The sequence below is a fragment of the Kitasatospora sp. NPDC059088 genome, assembly GCF_042738155.1.
In the GTDB taxonomy this organism is placed as follows: domain Bacteria; phylum Actinomycetota; class Actinomycetes; order Streptomycetales; family Streptomycetaceae; genus Kitasatospora.
The window spans coordinates 856-16,927 of the sequence record NZ_JBHYGR010000026.1 but is presented as its reverse complement, the minus strand read 5'-3'; the positions used below and the strand labels follow the sequence as shown (position 1 = coordinate 16,927).

The 16,072-nt window shown below is 69.0% G+C and carries 18 protein-coding genes and 1 pseudogene; 9 read left to right on the top strand and 10 right to left on the bottom strand.

Going from position 1 to position 16,072, the window contains the following annotated elements; genetic code table 11:
* Positions 1-4 precede the first annotated feature (4 nt).
* The 5 genes from ACFWXO_RS14390 (at position 5) to ACFWXO_RS14370 (ending at position 3,268) form a co-directional block, all read left to right on the top strand.
* Positions 5-322, top strand: a complete 318-nt coding sequence (locus ACFWXO_RS14390) for a bifunctional 3-phenylpropionate/cinnamic acid dioxygenase ferredoxin subunit (protein WP_375888434.1) — start codon at positions 5-7, stop codon at positions 320-322.
* A gap of 6 nt (positions 323-328) precedes the next feature.
* Complete coding sequence (gene sufC, locus ACFWXO_RS14385; protein ID WP_375888437.1) at positions 329-1,093, top strand: Fe-S cluster assembly ATPase SufC; 765 nt, start codon at positions 329-331, stop codon at positions 1,091-1,093.
* Entirely contained in the window at positions 1,090-2,349 is a 1,260-nt protein-coding gene (locus ACFWXO_RS14380; RefSeq protein ID WP_375888440.1) for a cysteine desulfurase, read from the top strand. Before sufC ends, ACFWXO_RS14380 begins: the two co-directional genes overlap by 4 nt.
* A gap of 20 nt (positions 2,350-2,369) precedes the next feature.
* Positions 2,370-2,822, top strand: coding sequence for a Fe-S cluster assembly sulfur transfer protein SufU (gene sufU / locus ACFWXO_RS14375; RefSeq protein ID WP_375888443.1), 453 nt, complete (start codon positions 2,370-2,372; stop codon positions 2,820-2,822).
* A 113-nt stretch (positions 2,823-2,935) separates the two neighbouring features.
* Positions 2,936-3,268, top strand: coding sequence for a metal-sulfur cluster assembly factor (locus ACFWXO_RS14370; protein WP_078860786.1), 333 nt, complete (start codon positions 2,936-2,938; stop codon positions 3,266-3,268).
* A gap of 301 nt (positions 3,269-3,569) precedes the next feature.
* Here the strand turns inward: ACFWXO_RS14370 and ACFWXO_RS14365 are convergent, their stop codons facing one another.
* The 7 genes from ACFWXO_RS14365 to ACFWXO_RS14335 all read right to left on the bottom strand — a co-directional run bounded on the left by ACFWXO_RS14365 (position 3,570) and on the right by ACFWXO_RS14335 (position 9,418).
* On the bottom strand, positions 3,570-4,457 hold the full coding sequence (locus ACFWXO_RS14365; protein ID WP_380524141.1) for a hypothetical protein: 888 nt from the start codon (positions 4,455-4,457) through the stop codon (positions 3,570-3,572).
* 177 nt (positions 4,458-4,634) lie between these two features.
* Positions 4,635-5,309 (bottom strand): YdcF family protein, encoded by a 675-nt coding sequence (locus tag ACFWXO_RS14360; protein ID WP_380524139.1) that lies wholly within the window; start codon positions 5,307-5,309, stop codon positions 4,635-4,637.
* A gap of 237 nt (positions 5,310-5,546) precedes the next feature.
* The gene (locus ACFWXO_RS14355; protein ID WP_380524137.1) at positions 5,547-5,978 is read right to left on the bottom strand and encodes an NUDIX domain-containing protein; all 432 of its coding nucleotides are present in this window, start codon (positions 5,976-5,978) and stop codon (positions 5,547-5,549) included.
* A 117-nt stretch (positions 5,979-6,095) separates the two neighbouring features.
* Positions 6,096-6,449, bottom strand: coding sequence for a hypothetical protein (locus tag ACFWXO_RS14350; RefSeq protein ID WP_380524134.1), 354 nt, complete (start codon positions 6,447-6,449; stop codon positions 6,096-6,098).
* 84 nt (positions 6,450-6,533) lie between these two features.
* Positions 6,534-7,220, bottom strand: a complete 687-nt coding sequence (locus ACFWXO_RS14345) for a pentapeptide repeat-containing protein (protein ID WP_380524132.1) — start codon at positions 7,218-7,220, stop codon at positions 6,534-6,536.
* Between the two features lie 78 nt (positions 7,221-7,298).
* On the bottom strand, positions 7,299-8,657 hold the full coding sequence (locus ACFWXO_RS14340; RefSeq protein ID WP_380524130.1) for a hypothetical protein: 1,359 nt from the start codon (positions 8,655-8,657) through the stop codon (positions 7,299-7,301).
* Positions 8,658-8,668: 11 nt separating this feature from the next.
* Positions 8,669-9,418 carry a hypothetical protein gene (locus tag ACFWXO_RS14335; RefSeq protein WP_380524128.1) on the bottom strand — a complete coding sequence of 250 codons (750 nt, stop codon included), beginning with the start codon at positions 9,416-9,418 and terminating at the stop codon, positions 8,669-8,671.
* A 26-nt stretch (positions 9,419-9,444) separates the two neighbouring features.
* On the opposite strand from ACFWXO_RS14335, the gene ACFWXO_RS14330 reads away from it, so the two are divergent.
* Positions 9,445-10,323 carry a glycosyltransferase family 2 protein gene (locus ACFWXO_RS14330; protein ID WP_380524126.1) on the top strand — a complete coding sequence of 293 codons (879 nt, stop codon included), beginning with the start codon at positions 9,445-9,447 and terminating at the stop codon, positions 10,321-10,323.
* A 19-nt stretch (positions 10,324-10,342) separates the two neighbouring features.
* Here the strand turns inward: ACFWXO_RS14330 and ACFWXO_RS14325 are convergent, their stop codons facing one another.
* Genes ACFWXO_RS14325 through ACFWXO_RS14315 form a run of 3 tightly spaced genes read right to left on the bottom strand, consistent with a single transcriptional unit; the run spans position 10,343 to position 13,609 of the window.
* Positions 10,343-11,482 (bottom strand): DegT/DnrJ/EryC1/StrS family aminotransferase, encoded by a 1,140-nt coding sequence (locus tag ACFWXO_RS14325; RefSeq protein WP_380524124.1) that lies wholly within the window; start codon positions 11,480-11,482, stop codon positions 10,343-10,345.
* On the bottom strand, positions 11,479-12,534 hold the full coding sequence (locus ACFWXO_RS14320) for an NAD-dependent epimerase/dehydratase family protein (protein ID WP_380524122.1): 1,056 nt from the start codon (positions 12,532-12,534) through the stop codon (positions 11,479-11,481). Before ACFWXO_RS14320 ends, ACFWXO_RS14325 begins: the two co-directional genes overlap by 4 nt.
* Before the next feature lie 19 nt (positions 12,535-12,553).
* Positions 12,554-13,609 carry an NAD-dependent epimerase/dehydratase family protein gene (locus ACFWXO_RS14315; RefSeq protein ID WP_380524120.1) on the bottom strand — a complete coding sequence of 352 codons (1,056 nt, stop codon included), beginning with the start codon at positions 13,607-13,609 and terminating at the stop codon, positions 12,554-12,556.
* A gap of 126 nt (positions 13,610-13,735) precedes the next feature.
* On the opposite strand from ACFWXO_RS14315, the gene ACFWXO_RS14310 reads away from it, so the two are divergent.
* The 3 genes and pseudogenes from ACFWXO_RS14310 to ACFWXO_RS14300 all read left to right on the top strand — a co-directional run bounded on the left by ACFWXO_RS14310 (position 13,736) and on the right by ACFWXO_RS14300 (position 15,790).
* Positions 13,736-15,091, top strand: coding sequence for a tetratricopeptide repeat protein (locus tag ACFWXO_RS14310; protein ID WP_380524118.1), 1,356 nt, complete (start codon positions 13,736-13,738; stop codon positions 15,089-15,091).
* 133 nt (positions 15,092-15,224) lie between these two features.
* Positions 15,225-15,380, top strand: a pseudogene (locus ACFWXO_RS14305) (NUDIX hydrolase); the annotation flags it as partial.
* Entirely contained in the window at positions 15,377-15,790 is a 414-nt protein-coding gene (locus ACFWXO_RS14300; RefSeq protein WP_380524116.1) for an NUDIX hydrolase, read from the top strand. The pseudogene ACFWXO_RS14305 and the gene ACFWXO_RS14300, both read left to right, overlap by 4 nt.
* Positions 15,791-16,072 lie beyond the last annotated feature (282 nt).

Below are 16,072 nucleotides of genomic sequence, written 5' to 3'. Positions count from 1 at the left end.
CCCGATGAGCTTCCTGCGTGCCTGCGCGCTGAGCGACCTCCAGGAGGACGTGCCCAAGCGCGTGGACCTCAACGGCGTGCCGGTCTCGGTCGTCCGCACCGACGAGGGGGTGTTCGCGATCAACGACACCTGCTCGCACGCGAACGTCTCGCTCTCGGAGGGCGAGGTCGAGAACTGCATGATCGAGTGCTGGCTGCACGGCTCCAGCTTCGACCTGCGCACCGGCAAGCCCTCCGGCCTGCCCGCCACCAAGCCGGTCGCTGTCTACCCCGTAAAGATCGAAGGGGACGATGTGCTCGTCTCCGTCAACCAGGAGTCCTGAGTACACATGGCAACCCTTGAAATCCGCGACCTGCACGTCTCCGTCGACGCCGAGAACGGCCCGCGCGAGATCCTGAAGGGCGTCGACCTGACCGTGAAGCAGGGCGAGACCCACGCCATCATGGGTCCGAACGGCTCCGGCAAGTCCACCCTGGCCTACTCGCTGGCCGGCCACCCGAAGTACACCGTCACCGGCGGCACCGTGCTGCTGGACGGCGAGGACGTCCTGGAGATGTCCGTCGACGAGCGCGCCAAGGCCGGCGTCTTCCTGGCCATGCAGTACCCGGTCGAGGTCCCCGGCGTCTCGGTCTCCAACTTCCTGCGCACCGCCGCCACCGCCGTCCGCGGCGAGGCCCCCAAGCTGCGGCTGTGGGTCAAGGAGGTCAAGGAGGCGATGGCCGCCCTGCAGATGGACCCGGCGTTCGCCGAGCGCAACGTCAACGAGGGCTTCTCCGGCGGTGAGAAGAAGCGCCACGAGATCCTCCAGCTGGAGCTCCTCAAGCCGAAGATCGCGATCCTCGACGAGACCGACTCCGGCCTGGACGTCGACGCGCTGCGCATCGTCTCCGAGGGCATCAACCGGGTCCGCTCCACCGGCGAGGTCGGCACCCTGCTGGTGACCCACTACACCCGCATCCTGCGGTACATCAAGCCCGACCACGTCCACGTCTTCGCGGGCGGCCGCATCGTCGAGTCCGGCGGCGCCGAGCTGGCCGACAAGCTGGAGAACGAGGGCTACGAGGCGTATGTGAAGGGGGGCGCTTCCGAGTGACCCACGCTTTTACGGGACTGCTGGACACCGACGCGATCCGCAAGGACTTCCCGGTCCTGCAGCGTCTGCTCCACGAGGACAAGCCGCTGGTCTACCTGGACAACGCGGCGACCTCGCAGAAGCCGCGCCAGGTGCTGGAGGCGCTGAACGGTTACTACGAGCGGCACAACGCCAACGTCCACCGCGGCGTGCACGTGCTCGCCGAGGAGGCCACGGCGCTGTACGAGGGCGCCCGCGACAAGGTCGCGGCCTTCGTCAACGCGCCGAGCCGCAACGAGGTGATCTTCACCAAGAACGCCTCCGAGTCGCTCAACCTCGTTGCCAACATGCTCGGTTGGGCCGACGAGCCGTACAAGGTCGACGCCGACTCCGAGATCGTGATCACGGAGATGGAGCACCACTCCAACATCGTCCCGTGGCAGCTGCTCTCGCAGCGCACCGGTGCGAAGCTCAAGTGGTTCGGGCTCACCGACGAGGGCCGGCTCGACCTGTCCGACATCGACGAGCTGATCACCGAGAAGACCAAGGTGGTCTCCTTCACCCTGGTCTCCAACCTGCTCGGCACCGTCAACCCGGTCGAGACGATCGTCCGCAAGGCCCAGTCGGTCGGCGCGCTGGTCGTCATCGACGCCTCGCAGGCCGCGCCGCACATGGTGCTCGACGTCCAGGCGCTGGAGGCCGACTTCGTCGCCTTCACCGGCCACAAGATGCTCGGCCCGACCGGCATCGGCGTGCTCTGGGGCCGCCAGGAGCTGCTGGAGGACCTCCCGCCGTTCCTCGGCGGCGGCGAGATGATCGAGACCGTCACCATGGGCTCGTCCACCTACGCCCCGGCGCCGCACAAGTTCGAGGCCGGCACCCCGCCGATCGCCCAGGCGGTCGGGCTCGGCGCGGCCATCGACTACCTGTCGGCCATCGGCATGGACAAGATCGCCGCGCACGAGCACGCGATCACCGAGTACGCGGTGGAGCGCCTGCTGGAGGTCCCCGACCTGCGGATCATCGGTCCGCGCACGGCCGTGGACCGCGGTGCCGCGATCTCCTTCACCCTCGGCGACATCCACCCGCACGACGTGGGCCAGGTGCTGGACGAGCAGGGCATCGCCGTGCGCGTCGGACACCACTGCGCGCGTCCGGTCTGCCTCCGGTACGGAATTCCGGCGACCACGCGGGCGTCGTTCTACCTGTACTCGACGCCGGGCGAGGTCGACGCACTGATCGACGGCCTGCACCACGTCCGGAACTTCTTCGGCTGACGGGACAGGGCAGGACGATCATGAAGCTCGACTCGATGTACCAGGACATCATCCTGGACCACTACCGCAACCCGAAGGGCAAGGGGCTGCGGGACGGCGACGCCGAGGTGCACCACGTCAACCCGACGTGCGGCGACGAGATCACCCTGCGGGTGAAGCTCGACGGCGCGACCGTCGCCGACGTCTCGTACGAGTCCCAGGGCTGCTCGATCAGCCAGGCCAGCGCCTCGGTGCTGAACGAGCTGGTCGTCGGCAAGACCGTCGGCGAGGCCCAGGCCGTCCAGGAGGCCTTCCTGGAGCTGATGCAGAGCAAGGGCCAGGGCGAGGGCGACGAGGAGGTGCTGGAGGACGCGGTCGCGTTCGCCGGCGTCTCCAAGTACCCGGCCCGGGTCAAGTGCGCGCTGCTCAGCTGGATGGCCTGGAAGGACGCCACCGCCCAGGCGCTCGCCAAGCACCCCGTTGTGAACGACTGAACCTGCAGAGGGAGGACAAGACCATGAGTGACGAGAGCACCACCGCCGCCGCCACCGCCGATGCCACGGCCTCCGCTGCGGACACCGCCGCGGAGGAGCAGCCGAACGGCATCATCATCGTCGGCACCACCGCCGGCACCGTCTCGGTCGAGGACCTGACCGAGGCCCTGATGGACGTCGTCGACCCCGAACTGGGCATCGACGTCGTCAACCTGGGCCTCATCTACGGCATCCACATCGACGAGTCCGACGTGGCCACCATCGACATGACGCTCACCTCGGCGGCCTGCCCGCTGACCGACGTCATCGAGGACCAGGCCAAGACCGCCACCGACGGCCTGGTCCAGGACCTGCGGATCAACTGGGTCTGGATGCCGCCGTGGGGCCCGGACAAGATCACCGACGACGGCCGCGACCAGCTGCGCGCGCTCGGCTTCAACGTCTGAGGTCGTCCGTCGATCGTCGATCGTCAACCGCTGCCCGGGACTCCTTCGTGGAGTCCCGGGCAGTGGCGTCTCCGCCACCACCGGGTGAACACCCGCGCATCATCTGCTTCGTTGGGCAGTTCTACCGCCGTTCCCCACCGTCCACCCCCCCCCCCCCCCGCGGGGGGGGGGGCCCCCCCCCCCCCCCGCCCGGGGGGGGGGGGGGGGCGCCGGGCCGGGGGGGGCGGGGGGGCGCGCTGCCCGCGCGCCCCGGGGGGGGGCCCCCCCCGCCGCCCCCCCCGCGGCGGTGATGGAGCCTGTCTCAGGCTGCGATCTGTGCAGGTCGACTGCCGGTCATTGCGGAGCGAAGGGCAGTTCGGACTCGGGCGGCACCTGCGGTGGCCACGTCCGCGCCCTTGCGGGCCGTGGGGGTTCGGGTGGTCAGGCCGGCGCACGGGCGGCAGATGCCCGGTCGGGGCACGGGGTCGTGGCACTTGGCACACTCGGCGTACCGGGCCGGTGGCCGTGCAACGGGTTGGGCGGGCGGCATCTTGTGCTCCAGGCGGTAGCGGAGCACCGCGGCCGCCGAGTGCACCGGGGTGGGCAGGCCCGACAGCAGGGCTTGGGCGAGGTCGGCGTGGGCCGCGCCGCGTTGCAGCCACTGTGCGACGAGGGGCGCGAGTGCGGCGGCTTCGGCCTCGCCCAGGCGCAGCCGGGTCTCGGGGCGGATCACCCGGAACAGAGTGGCCACCGCTTCGCGGATCTCGGGTGGTTCCTCCTCTCCTCCCCGGTTGCTTTCGTCGGCCGGGCTCGTGGGGAGGGAGGGTTCTTGCTGCCGGTTCTTTACAACAGGGCTGCCAGCAGGGCCGGTTGCCGCTTCACCGGGCGCCGGACGGGTGGTACTCGGCGGAGCCGTGAGGTGCGGGGTGTCGTAGACGTGGGCTTCGGTGATGATCGTGCCGTCGGGCATCCGGATCTTCTCGACCCGGTAGTACCCGGCCTCGGTCAGCTCCTTCAACGCCTTGCGGACGGCGCCACGCCCCTGCGGGCTGGTGTCGGCCATGTGGCGGCCGTCCTCGCGCCAGCCGTCGGGGCGGGAGAGGAGGTCCGCGAGCAGGCCTCGGGCGGTGTAGCTCAGCCGCCGGTACTGGAGTAGGGCGTTGGGTAGCACGGTGAAGTTGCGCACGTGGGCGCTACGATGGATCCGCATCGGGAGGTTTGGCTCCTGGTGCCAGACCCCGGAGCGTTGGCGCGCTGCCGGGGTCACCTGTTTTCGGTTGGATTGCCGAACGTACCATGGCATTTGACGCAGAGTGAGGCATTCTCTGCGAGTGTCCTTCGTCAGGGCGACTTGGAGAGCATCGCCTGTCCTTCGGCAGACAGAACGTCAGGATTTGATGAGTCGTGTGTCGAAGCCGGCGCGGCAGAGCCGGTCGTAAGCGGCATTGGCCGCCTCCGGGACCTCCTGCTCGACGGCGTACCCGAGTTTCGGGTACTCAAGCACCCGCTGCATGTCCCCGACGAGCATGTCGATGACGTGTTTCTCGCTTCCAATGGCCTTTACGTAGTCGTTCAGCCCCATCGGTGCCGAGGCGCAAACCACCTCAACGTCCGGCCACAGCTTGCGGCAGGTGGCGAACGCGCGCCTCTCCATGTACGGCATGGCGATCAGCATCACGGACCGAACGTCGCGACCGGCCGAGGCCAGCACCTCACGTGAGAGGCTGATGTTCTGTCCAGTATTTGTGGCGTTCGGCTCCAGCAGGATCGCCGACTCCGGGACACCGCGCTCAAGGGCGTACTCCCGAAAGTGCACCGCCTCGCCCCGGGGGAACCGTTCCGGGTGGGTCGGGTTGGGGCCGCCGGTGAAGACCAGGGTGGGAAAGAGGCCCTCGTGGTAGAGCTCGGCCGCGTAGACTGGCACGCCGAGATCGTGGCTACCGAGGCCGATCGCCGCATCGCACGGCCGCAGCTCGTGGTGCATCTGGTGGTAGTCCCAAATCGTCTGGGCATCCCGCCATTGCTCATCCGTGATCACAAGTTGAATGGCCGCCACCTGCATGCTCCTTGATCACCGAAGTTTCAGAGTGGGCCGGCGGCCGTAGTCCCGCCGGATGCCGTCGATGCTCTGTAGCTGGTGGCTCATACCGTACTTGGCGGCCAGACCGTCGAAGCTGGCCGACTTCCGGATCGATACGGAGAGTTGGAGGCCCGGAGTGATCAAGGCGCGGTGTGAAATGGTGCGGCCCGGGACGGACCCGCCCCGGGCCGGCACCCTGACGCAGCCACCGGTTTGCGGCTACCTGGCGGCGAGGAGGTCCCCGCGTTCGACGGTCTCGCGGAGGACCGTGGTGATCTCCCGGGGCAGGAGATTGATCGTGGCGAGGGCTTCGATGGTGAGGGGGGTCTCCTCCAAGAGGTACTCGCCTCGGCCTTCCTGGCTGAACTCGGGGCCGGTGCGGTCCGCGAAGTTCCACTTCTCGATGGTGGCGAGGTAGAAGTCCTGGCGCTCATCGTCCGTCTCGATGGTGTGGAGGAGGCTGACGATCTCGGCCTCGCCCGCGATCTTCTCGCGGACCTCGCGCAGTAGGGCGTCCTCTGGGCTGGCGTCGGTCGGTTCGATCTTTCCGCCGACGATCACCCAGTACGGGTCGATGCCGGGGCGGATGCGTTTGATCAGCAGCGTGGTGTCGTTCGGGGTGAGGAGGACGGCGCGGACGCGGTGCTGCATGGCGGTCTGCTTTCTGTTCGGGGGGACGCCGGTCAGTGGAGGATCCAGCTGTCGTAGACGTGCAACGACTGGCCGGTGATGAAGGACGCGCTGGGGCTGGCGGGCGACCGTGGTGGGTCAGGCGGCATCGGCCTGTTCCATTGCGGCTGCACTCGGCCTTTTGAGCCAAACCAGCCGTGCAGTGATCCCCGGTCGCCCGGCGAAATGGCGCAAGGCCCGGTTGGGAGATGCGAGGGTCATTCGCGCCTGCCCGTCGATGCTGATCACGTGCGCTCGCCCGCTGTGGTCGGTGACTCCCCAGGCCACGACCCACCCGTCGACGTCCGGGAGGCCTTCGCCCCAGACCTGGACGACGGCGAACAGGCGGGGTGCGGTGTCGAGTACGAGCGCGCACAGCTCCTGGTTGAAGGTCGGGTCGGTCGGCAGCCGAGGCGTGATCGGGCGGGGGCTTTGTGGCGGCGCAGCAGCCATGGAAGTCTCCTACGTGAATAGGGGTCGGACGCGGCGCTACCGCCACCACCACGGGCAGCGGAACGGCCCGCGTGGGGGGGGGGTTCACTGGTCGTCGAGGGCGTCGGCGAAGGTCACGTCCAGCTCGGCGACCAGGGCTTCGGCGAGTTCGGTCTGCTGGGTGCGGTCGATGAGGACCTTGCCGAGGTTGGCGACGCCCCGCAGGGTGGTGAGGTCGTTGCCTCGAAGGTCGAGGCCTTGGTACTTGCCCCGGCCGAACTCGGTCAGTCGCAGGGCGCAGGCGTCGAGGACAGCGCCGCCGAGGTCGCAGCCGGTGAACGACGCCTCGGTCAACGTGCACTTCGAGAAGGCGACCGGGCCGGTGGAGCGGATCTGCTCGAAGGTCGCGTAGTCGAGCTTGCAGTTGTCGAAGAGAACGTTGTCCAGGGTCACGCCGATGAGTCCGGCGCCCATGATCCTGCAGTTGCGGAAGACGACGCGGGAGAGCTTGCTGTCGGCGATGCGGGCGGCGGCGAGGTCGCAGGTGTCGAACTCGACGGAGTCGATGCGGACTTGGTCGAGCTGCACACGGTCGGCCCGCAGGTTGGAGACGCGGCCGGTGACGAGGCGGGTCTCGGCGAGGTCCAGGGCCCGCAGGTCGGCGTCGCCGTACTGGAAGTCCTGGACGATGCCCCGGGTCGAGTCCAGGCTGGCGACGTTGGACAGGTACAGGCCGGGCTCGTTCAGGTGGGGCAGGGTCACGGTGACCCGGCCGAAGGTGATGCCGTCCATGGGAGGCTCCGTTCTCTCGAAGGTCGGGCCGAGCGGCGTTGCTTGCCCTGGGAATCACGATCAACCGGTGTCGCCCGATCACGTCGGGGCGGCGCGGCGTTTCGACCACCGCTCCTCCTCCGTTCGGTCCCGAAGGGGAGCAACCAGCCACGGCACGAGCCGGGCGGTTGGAGCGGCGGCGATCTGCTCAACCGGATGGAGAAGCCCCTGCTTGCATGACTCTGCCGTCCAGACTGTGAACCGGCCGTTGGGGTAGGCCGGGTTGATGCCGATCTCTCCCTTTGGGGTGACGCCGTTGAACGGAGTCGGGATGCCCACCTCGTTCCAGTAGGTCCACGCCTCCGAGGCCTTGGCCTGCTCGAAGCGGTAGTAGAGCTGCGGGTAGCGATCGAGGAGCCGGATCTCCCGGAAGATCAGCTGGCCGAGGAGGCGTGGTGCTGTCTCGGTCAGTGTGTCCAGGTTTGCCGCGCGGAAGGTTAAATTCCAAATTTCTTGACAGGGCGTCAGGGACGTGGCGGCGAAGAGATGGGACATGCGTCGGCGGACATAGTCGGCGGCTGACGCCGCCAGGCCGGGCTCGATGCGTCCGATGAGATCGAGGAGTCGGGTGTGGCCTGGGCAGAACCGCCCGAGGTCGAAGAGAGTGCCCATGCTGTCCACGGCGGAGAAGGCGAGTTCCTTGTAGAGCCGGTTGTTCATTTCCCCGCAGTCCGCGTACTCCTGGGTGGCCCGGCTGCTGGAGTGGAGCATCAGGTATTCGGCGACGGTCTCGAAATAGAGGTACCCGAGATAGGGAAGGACGGGGACCGTTGCGGCGAGGGCGTCGATGAACGACTCGTTCGGCGTTGTGCCACCACTGGCGTTGTGCAGGAGTTTGTCGAGGAACGGGGCTGCGACACGAACCCGGTCCACGACAGACTGCAGTACCTGGTCGTCCTCGACTGCGGTGAGAAAGTGCCGGTACGTCTGGTAGGTCCGCAGGTGGATGCCGCCGAGCCGCAGGTAGTCCAGGCCCTTGGCCGGTGCCGGGTGACCGGGGGTGACTCGGATGACCAGGGGCGTGCTGTGACGGCGGCTGGCCAGGCCCTGGCGGGCGTTCAGCAGGTAGGAGCCGAGGTTATGAGGCCGAAGCGCGCCGCCCGGCAGCGGGGTGAGGGGCGAGCCGTAGACGGCTCCGATCAGGCAGCCGGTGGACGCGAGAAGGTGGCCGCTGGAGCGGATGGCGTCCAGGGAACGGGTCAGGTGCAGCAGGTAGACCGGGCCGCCGGCGGTGAGCGTGGCGAGCATGGCGTTGCTGTCTTCGCGCAGCAGGTGCCCGTTGGGGGCCTGTTCGAGGCGCTGGTGCCAGTCGGCCTCGGAGGCGGCGAGCCCGGCCGGCAGCGGTCGGTCGGGACGTGTGTTGTAGTCGGTGTGCGCGAAGTCCCACTCGGTGTGCACGGGGGCTTCTCCTACTCGGGCATTACGGCCTGGAGCGCACGCTCCAGGGCCTGGGTGTCGGTCGCGCCGTCGAGGTGGGCATGCTCGCTGCCCACAACCAGGTCGTGGGCGAGCACCGGGGCCCAGGCGGGGACTTGGAGTTGCAGGCGGTTGAGGTCGGGCCACCAGCGGGCCAGCGGTAGCCGGTAGCGGTCGAGCGCGTCAGCTGCCTTGAGTAGGTCCACCGCCACCTTGTGCTGCTCGTAGGCGCGTTCCTGGTCGCGGGCGAAGGCATGGTGCGGCACATCGTGAAGGGCGACTGCGGTGATCGCCTCTGTCGTGGCCACCGTCCTGAACATCGTCTGAAGGCTCGCGGAATGCTCGGTCAGCCAGTCGGCGGCGCGGCGACCGTGGCCGGGATCGTCGTGGTCGTTCAGCCGCCGGCAGTCGTGACAGGCCGCCGCGGCCGCGAGCGCCAGCCCTCGGCCCGGGCTGAGATCGTGGCTGGCGGCGAGCAACTGCACGAGCACGGCGACCCGGGCACCGTGGCGTACGCCGTGAATCGAGGCGGCCGTCTGCGTGCGGGCGAACCAGGAGGCGTTCGGTACCAGTAGGAGCGGCCGGTGTGGCAGTCTGGCCCGGACACCCGGGCCCGCGGGCCGGTGGCGGGCGATCCAGTCCAGCGTCGGCCGGTCCATCACCTGGTGGTCCGGTAGTCGGCCGGTGTCGGCCAGCTCGTGCAGCGACGGTCCGCGGCCAGGCCGGGGTGTCGGCGAGATCATGAAGGTTCCTCGAAGGGTCGGGTGCGATGGGCGTCACGCTGGGCGTGGTGGTGCTGACGATGGGAAACCGGCCTGCGGAGCTGACGGCACTACTCGAGTCGGTACGGGCCCAGGACGGCGGCGACAACGGCGTTCGGACCGTCGTGCTCGGCCAGGGCGTGAAGCTGCCCGAGCTGCCGGACTGGGTGGACGCGGTGGAGCTGCCGGAGAACCTCGGCATTCCCGGGGGTCGCAACGCCGGCGTCGACCGGCTGCGCGAGCTTGGCGGCACGGACGTGCTGGTTGTCCTGGATGACGACGGGCTGCTGCCCCGCACCGACACATTCCGGCTGATCCGGGAGGCCTTCGAGCGGGACTCGAAGCTCGGCATTGTCAGCTTCCGGATCGCGGATGAGACCGGGTTCACCCAGCGCCGCCACGTGCCCCGCTTCGGCGCGAGCGATCCGCTGCAGTCCGGTCCGGTCACGACGTTCCTGGGCGGCGGGCACGCGATCCGCATGAGAGTGATCGATCAGGTCGGCCTGTTTCCCGCCGAGTTCTTCTACGCGCACGAGGAGACCGACTTTGCCTGGCGCGCGCTGGACGCGGGCTGGCGGATTGACTACCGCGCCGACCTGGTGCTGCAGCACCCCCGCACCGACCCGGCCCGTCACGCCGCCTACTACCGGATGACGGCCCGGAACCGGGTGTGGCTGGCCAAGCGCCACCTGCCCGCCCCTCTGGTGCCGGTCTACCTCACCTCCTGGGCGTTGTACACGCTGGTCCGCCGGCCGCCGATGTCCGGGCTCAAGGCGTGGTGGTCGGGGTTCTTCGAGGGTGTTCGGGTGCCATGCCCGCCGCGGCGGCCGATGCGGTGGAGCACGGTGTGGCGGATGACGCGGCTGGGCCGGCCGCCGGTGATCTGACAGCCAGCCCGGCACGGGGTCAGGACCAGATGGCATGGAGGGCGTCGATGACGCGCTGCACGTCCGCAGCTGTCATCGCGGGGTAGCAGGGCAGGGAGAGCTGCTGGGCGGCGATCTGCTCGGTGATGGGCAAGTGGCAGTCCAGGAGGCGGTACGCGGCGAGGCGGTGCACCGGCTTGAAATGCACGCTGGTGCCGATCCTGTGGTCGTTCAGGAGCAGCTCGGCCACCGTGTCCCGGGTCCGGCCGCCGACCGGTTCGACCAGAACGGGGTAGAGGAACCGTCCGTGCCGGACGCCGTCCGCGATGGTGGGCAGCCGCAGGCCGGGCAGGTCGGCGAGGGACCGGTCGTAGGAGGCAGCGATCTGTGCTCGGCGGGCGGTGAAGTCGGGCAGCTTGTGGAACTGTTGGAGGCCGACCGCGGCTGTGATGTCCGGCATCGTGTACTTCAAGCCCGGCACGGTGACCTCGTAGTCGGCGGTGTTCCGTGTGCCGTGCCGCTGCCACGCGGAGGTGTCGATGCCGTGCCGGCCGAGTAGGCGGGCGGCCTGGACGAGGTCTGCGCGGCCGACGATCATCCCGCCTTCGCCGCAGGTGATGACCTTGTTGGCGTAGAAGGAGAACGTCGCTAGGTCGCCGATGCTGCCCGCCCGAAGGCCGTCGCGCCAGGCGTGCAGAGCGTGGGCGGCGTCCTCGATCAGGACCATGCCGTGATCGTCGGCGAGCTTGCGGAAGGCCAGGAGATCGCAGGGCTGGCCGCCGTAGTGCATGACCAGGACGGCCTTCGTCCTGGAAGTGATCGCCTGCTTGGCCGCCTCGGGGTCGATGGTAAGGGTGACCGGATCGACCTCGGTGAACACCGGCCTGGCGCCGCACTGGACGATGGCGTTCGGGGCCGCGCAGAAGGTCAGGCTCGGGGTGATCACCTCGTCGCCCGGCTTGACCCCGGCCGCCAGCAGGGCCAGGTGCAGCGCGGCGGTGCACGAGGAGACCGCGAACGCGTCCTCGACGCCGAGCTCGGACTTCACCGCTTCCTCGAACCGGCTGGCCTTCGGGCCGTGGGTGAGCCAGCCCGAGCGCAGGGTGTCCATGACCTCGGCTTCCTCCTCCTGCCCGAGCGAGGGCCGGTTCCAAGGCAGGAACGGCGCGATGACGGTCACGGCTGCCCCCACGCGGCGGTGTACTCGGCCAAGTAGCGCCGGCACTCAGGGGTGCGCACGCTCCGCACCTTGCCTGCTGTGAAGGCCGCTGCCAGGGCCTGGTGGTTGTCGTACTGGGGTTCCTCCGGGTCGGCGATCTGACGGGCCACCAGGAGGTCGGCGATCTCCTGCACGCCGTCCTTGAGGGTGGTGGAGCATGCGCCAGGGAGGCGCTGCTGGAGCCGGGTGAAGCTCACCCGGTAGTCGCGGGCGTCGGCTTCGTCGAGCTCCGGGCCGCGCTGGATCTTCGATCCGGGCACGATGGCGGCCACAGTCTCGGCGATGTCGGTGATGGTGTGGTTCTCCTGGTCACTGCCGACGTTCCACGCCCCGGTCAGATCCTTGTCCAGGACGCCGGCGAGCACCCGGGCGACGTCGCCGACGTGGACGAGGGGCCGACGCTGAGTGCCTCCGTTGAGGGGGATCCGCCCGGTGGCGACGGCGCGCGAGGCCATGGAGTTGACTACGGAGTCCAGGCGCTGACGGGGCGAGGAACCGTGGACGGTCGCCAGCCGAAGGCTCGTCAAGGCGGTGACTTCGGCGAGTACGTCGGGCAGATGCCGTTCGGTGAGGACTTTGGTCCGGGCGTAGATGCCCAGCGGGTTGGGCTCGGTGTCCTCGTTCACGGTGCCTTCGTGCTTGCCGTAGACGCTGCACGAGGAGAAGAACACGTACTGATCGACGCCTGCACCGGCGGCGGCCTCGGCGGCGATCATCGGGGCGGCGTAGTTCAGTTCGACGGCCAGCTCCTCGTCCAGCCGACAGGCCGGCTCTCCGACGATCCCGCCGAGGTGCACGACGGCGTTCGCGCCGTCGCAGACCCCAGCCAGCAGCTCGGGGTCACGCAGATCCCCGGGGACGAACGTGGCGGCGCTGGGCAGGAGCCAGCCTGGGTCGTCCCCGCGGTTGTAGATCATGCCGTCCACGACGGTGACATGGTGGCCGAGCGAGACGAGGCGGTGGGAAGCGACGGAGCCGATGTATCCGGCTCCGCCGAGCAGAACGACGCGCATGGGGTGAATGTCCCTTCGTTCAGGCGGCCGAGACGGCGGCGGTGATCGGAGTGGTGAACCAGTCCGGGACGGCGTCCGGCGTGGTGCTGAGCCAGTGCACGTAGCGGTCGATGCCCTCGGTGAGGGTGATGGCGGGATGCCAGCCGAGCAGATCGGTGGACCGTCTGGTGTCGGCACAGCCTCCGCGCGGGTCGCCTTCCGGCATCGGTGTCTCGACGAACGCGGCGCCGGGGTAGTGGGCGGCGATCAGCTCGGCGATCCGCCGCACCGGGGTGGGGATGCCGGTGCCGATGTTGATGGTCTGCCCGGCAGCCTGGTCGATGACGAGGGCGAGGATGGTGGCGTGCGCGATGTCCTCGACGTGGATCATGTCGCGGACCTGGTGGCCGCCACCGTTGAGCCTCATCGGCCGGTTTGTGTGGGCGGACAGGGCCAGCCAGGGCACCATCCAGGAGTGCGAGCCGGGCTTGGGGATCTGCGGGTCGCCGTAGACCGAGAAGTACCGGACGATCGAGTACTCGGTGTCGCTGCCTCCGAGCATCAGGCGCACCTGGTGCTCGCCCCACAGCTTGGTGTTGGCGTACACAGAGATCGGGGTCAGCGGCTGGTTCTCGGTGAACCGCGCCGCGCCGTCCTCGGCGGGGGTGCCGTTGCCGTAGACAGAGGCGGAGGAGACGAAGACCAGCCGCTTCACCGTCGAGGCCGCCACGGCGTCCAGGACGGTCTGGGTGCCGTGCACGTTCGCGGCGAAGGCGATGTCGGGTCGGCGGGTGCAGGCGGCGACATCGGCGTACGCGGCGGCGTGGATCACGTAGTCCGCACGGCCGGTGAGCCACTTCACGGTGGCCCGCTCGCGAACGTCGCCGAGCAGGACCTGGGCGCTGTGGCGGTCCACCTGGAACAGGTCCCGCACCGGGTGCGGGTAGGCGTCGAACCGGTCCAGGACGATCGGCGTGGCGCCGCAGGCGGCGAGCTGAGCGACGATGCGGCTGCCGACCAGGCCACCGCCTCCGGTGACCAGAACGCTGGCCCCGGACAGCTCATGAAGGCGCGGGTCGCGGTACTCGTCGGCCATGAGGCATCAACCTCCTCTGAGGTGCGGGTTTGTTACATTCAGTGAACAGTCGGCCACATTCGGGCGGTACGGTGATGGCCCGCTCAGCCTGTTCAATCTGTTCAAGATCAGCTCTGGGGGTGCGAGTTGACCGGGCATAAGCAGCCGAACGAACAATTGGCGTCCGTCATGGCGGAAGCCGGGTGTACGTACGAAGTCCTGGCCAAGGTGGTCCGCAGCGTCGCGGCGGAGGCCGGTGAGACCCTGCACACCTCGCGGTCGGCCGTGCTCTCCTGGGTTAGGGGCGGCACCCCGACCGGCAATACTGCGGCCTACCTCGCCGAGGCCCTGACCAGAGTGGCGAAGCGCCAGGTGACGACCGCCGAGATCGGTCTAGGCTTCCCGGCCATCGGGGAGGCCATGCCCCCTGACCTTCTGGCAACTGCTGTCGACCTCGGGAGACTTGTCATGTTCCACCGCCGTGATCTCCTCGCCCTGGCCTTCGCCACCGCCACCGTCGGGCTCCCGCTCACCTACGACCACCAGGCCGTCGCCGCCACCCTGCGAACCGCGAAGAGCAGCCGTAGGGCCGGAGCCGAAGAGGTTTCCACCGTCCGGCAGCTCATCGAGATGTTCCGGACCGCCGACGAGAGACTGGGCGGCGGCCACGGGCTGTCCACCGTGTCGGCCTACCTGGCGGATGCCGTGGTGCCGATGCTCCAGGCCACGTTCCCGTCCGAGGAGGTCCGGCGGAGCGCGTACGGCGCGGCAGCCGAGCTCGCCACGCTGGTCGGATGGAAGTGCCACGATCTGGGCCGCGAGGGCGCCTCCCAGCGGTTCTATCTCCTCGCCTACCAGCTTGCCTGCGAGTGTGATCCCGCAGGCCATGGAGCCTGGATGATGCGAGCCCTGACCCATCAGGCCCTCGACCTGAACCAGACCACGCACTGCGTCGAGCTGGCCGAAGCCGCGCTCTCACGGGCCCAGGGGAAAGTCGACCGAAAGACGGAGGCGCTGCTGCTGGTGACGTCCGCCCGGGCCTACGGAGCAAGCGGCCAGAGCAAGAATGCCGCTGGGGCACTCTTGGCCGCCGAGGACGCCATGCTCGCCGCCGACGACGGCGTGCCATCCTACGCGGCCGCCTCCGGCCCGGTCGCGGCCACCGTGGCATCGCACACGGGCAAGACCCTGACCGAGATGAAGGACCACCGAGCCGCTGAACGGCACTACCGCAGGGCACTTGAGGACCGCGTTCCGGCGACGTACCAGCGGGTTCGCGGTCTGACCATCGCGAACCTCGCCAAGTCTGTCGCCGCCCAACACCGTCATGAGGAAGCCGTCGTCCTCTGGAATCAGTGCCTGGACCTCATGGACGGCGTGGCATCCGACCGAAACCAGAAGGAGCTGAAAACGGTGCGCTCAACCATGGCCGTCTACAGCAGGCGCGGAATTCCCGGCGCCCCGGAACTCGCTCAGCGAGCTGCCGAACTCGCGTCTCTGTAACACCAGATCGTGCCGCGAGCTTGGGGATCCGACACCTTCAAACCCGACACGTGGCTTGCCCAATGAAGACACTCCAGGTTGCCGAAAGGGCCTGGGTCTGCAGTAGGCGGCCAAAGTGGGGTGAGTGTCCAACGAGTGGTTCCTGCGTGAGTACCTTGCTGGTCAGCCAACCGGCGGCGACGCTGTCGAGAACGTCGACGTGATGTGGGTTCCTCGAAACTCGATGGCCCGCTTCTTCGACGCCGATACGATTTCCCCCATCCTGGCCGCCCTGGAGGAGCAGACGTGAGACAGCGAACTGCGGAGGAACGCCCGGGAATTGCCGCCGCGATCGTGGTCCGCGGAGGCCGTGTGCTGATGGTGCGTCGGCGGGTCAGTGAGGGCCAGCTCTCCTGGCAGTTCCCGGCCGGTGAGATCGAGGCCGGTGAGTCGCCCGAGGAGGCGGCCGTCCGCGAGACCGCAGAGGAGACCGGACTGGGTGTGGCCGCCGTCAAGCTCCTGGGCGAGCGGGTGCACCCGAAGACCGGCCGGCTGATGTCGTACACGGCCTGCGAGGTCGTCGGCGGCATCGCCGAGGTGGTGGACACGGACGAACTGGACGCCCTTGCGTGGGTGGCCCGCGCTGAGATCCCCGAGTACGTGCCGTACGGGCTCTTCGAGCCGGTGCAGGCATACCTGGACATTGTGCTCGTTGCGTGACCGAGGTGGACGGCGTCGGGCCGTTGGCGCTCCGCCCGGTCGGGAGGACGGCCCCGCATTCGTCATCGGGCTCGCCGTGAGCGATACGAAGATCACCGTAGAGCTGTCGCTGGAGTTGGACCAGGCCGGGCAGGAGCTCAGCAGCGCATCGGCAGTACTTCCCGAGCCGCAGCAGGTCGTCTCGACCGCGGAGTGGGGGGGGGGGGGGGGGGGCGCGGGGGGGGCGCCCCCCCCCCCCCCCCACCCCCCGGCGACCAAGACGCGCCACAAACCGCGCCCCCC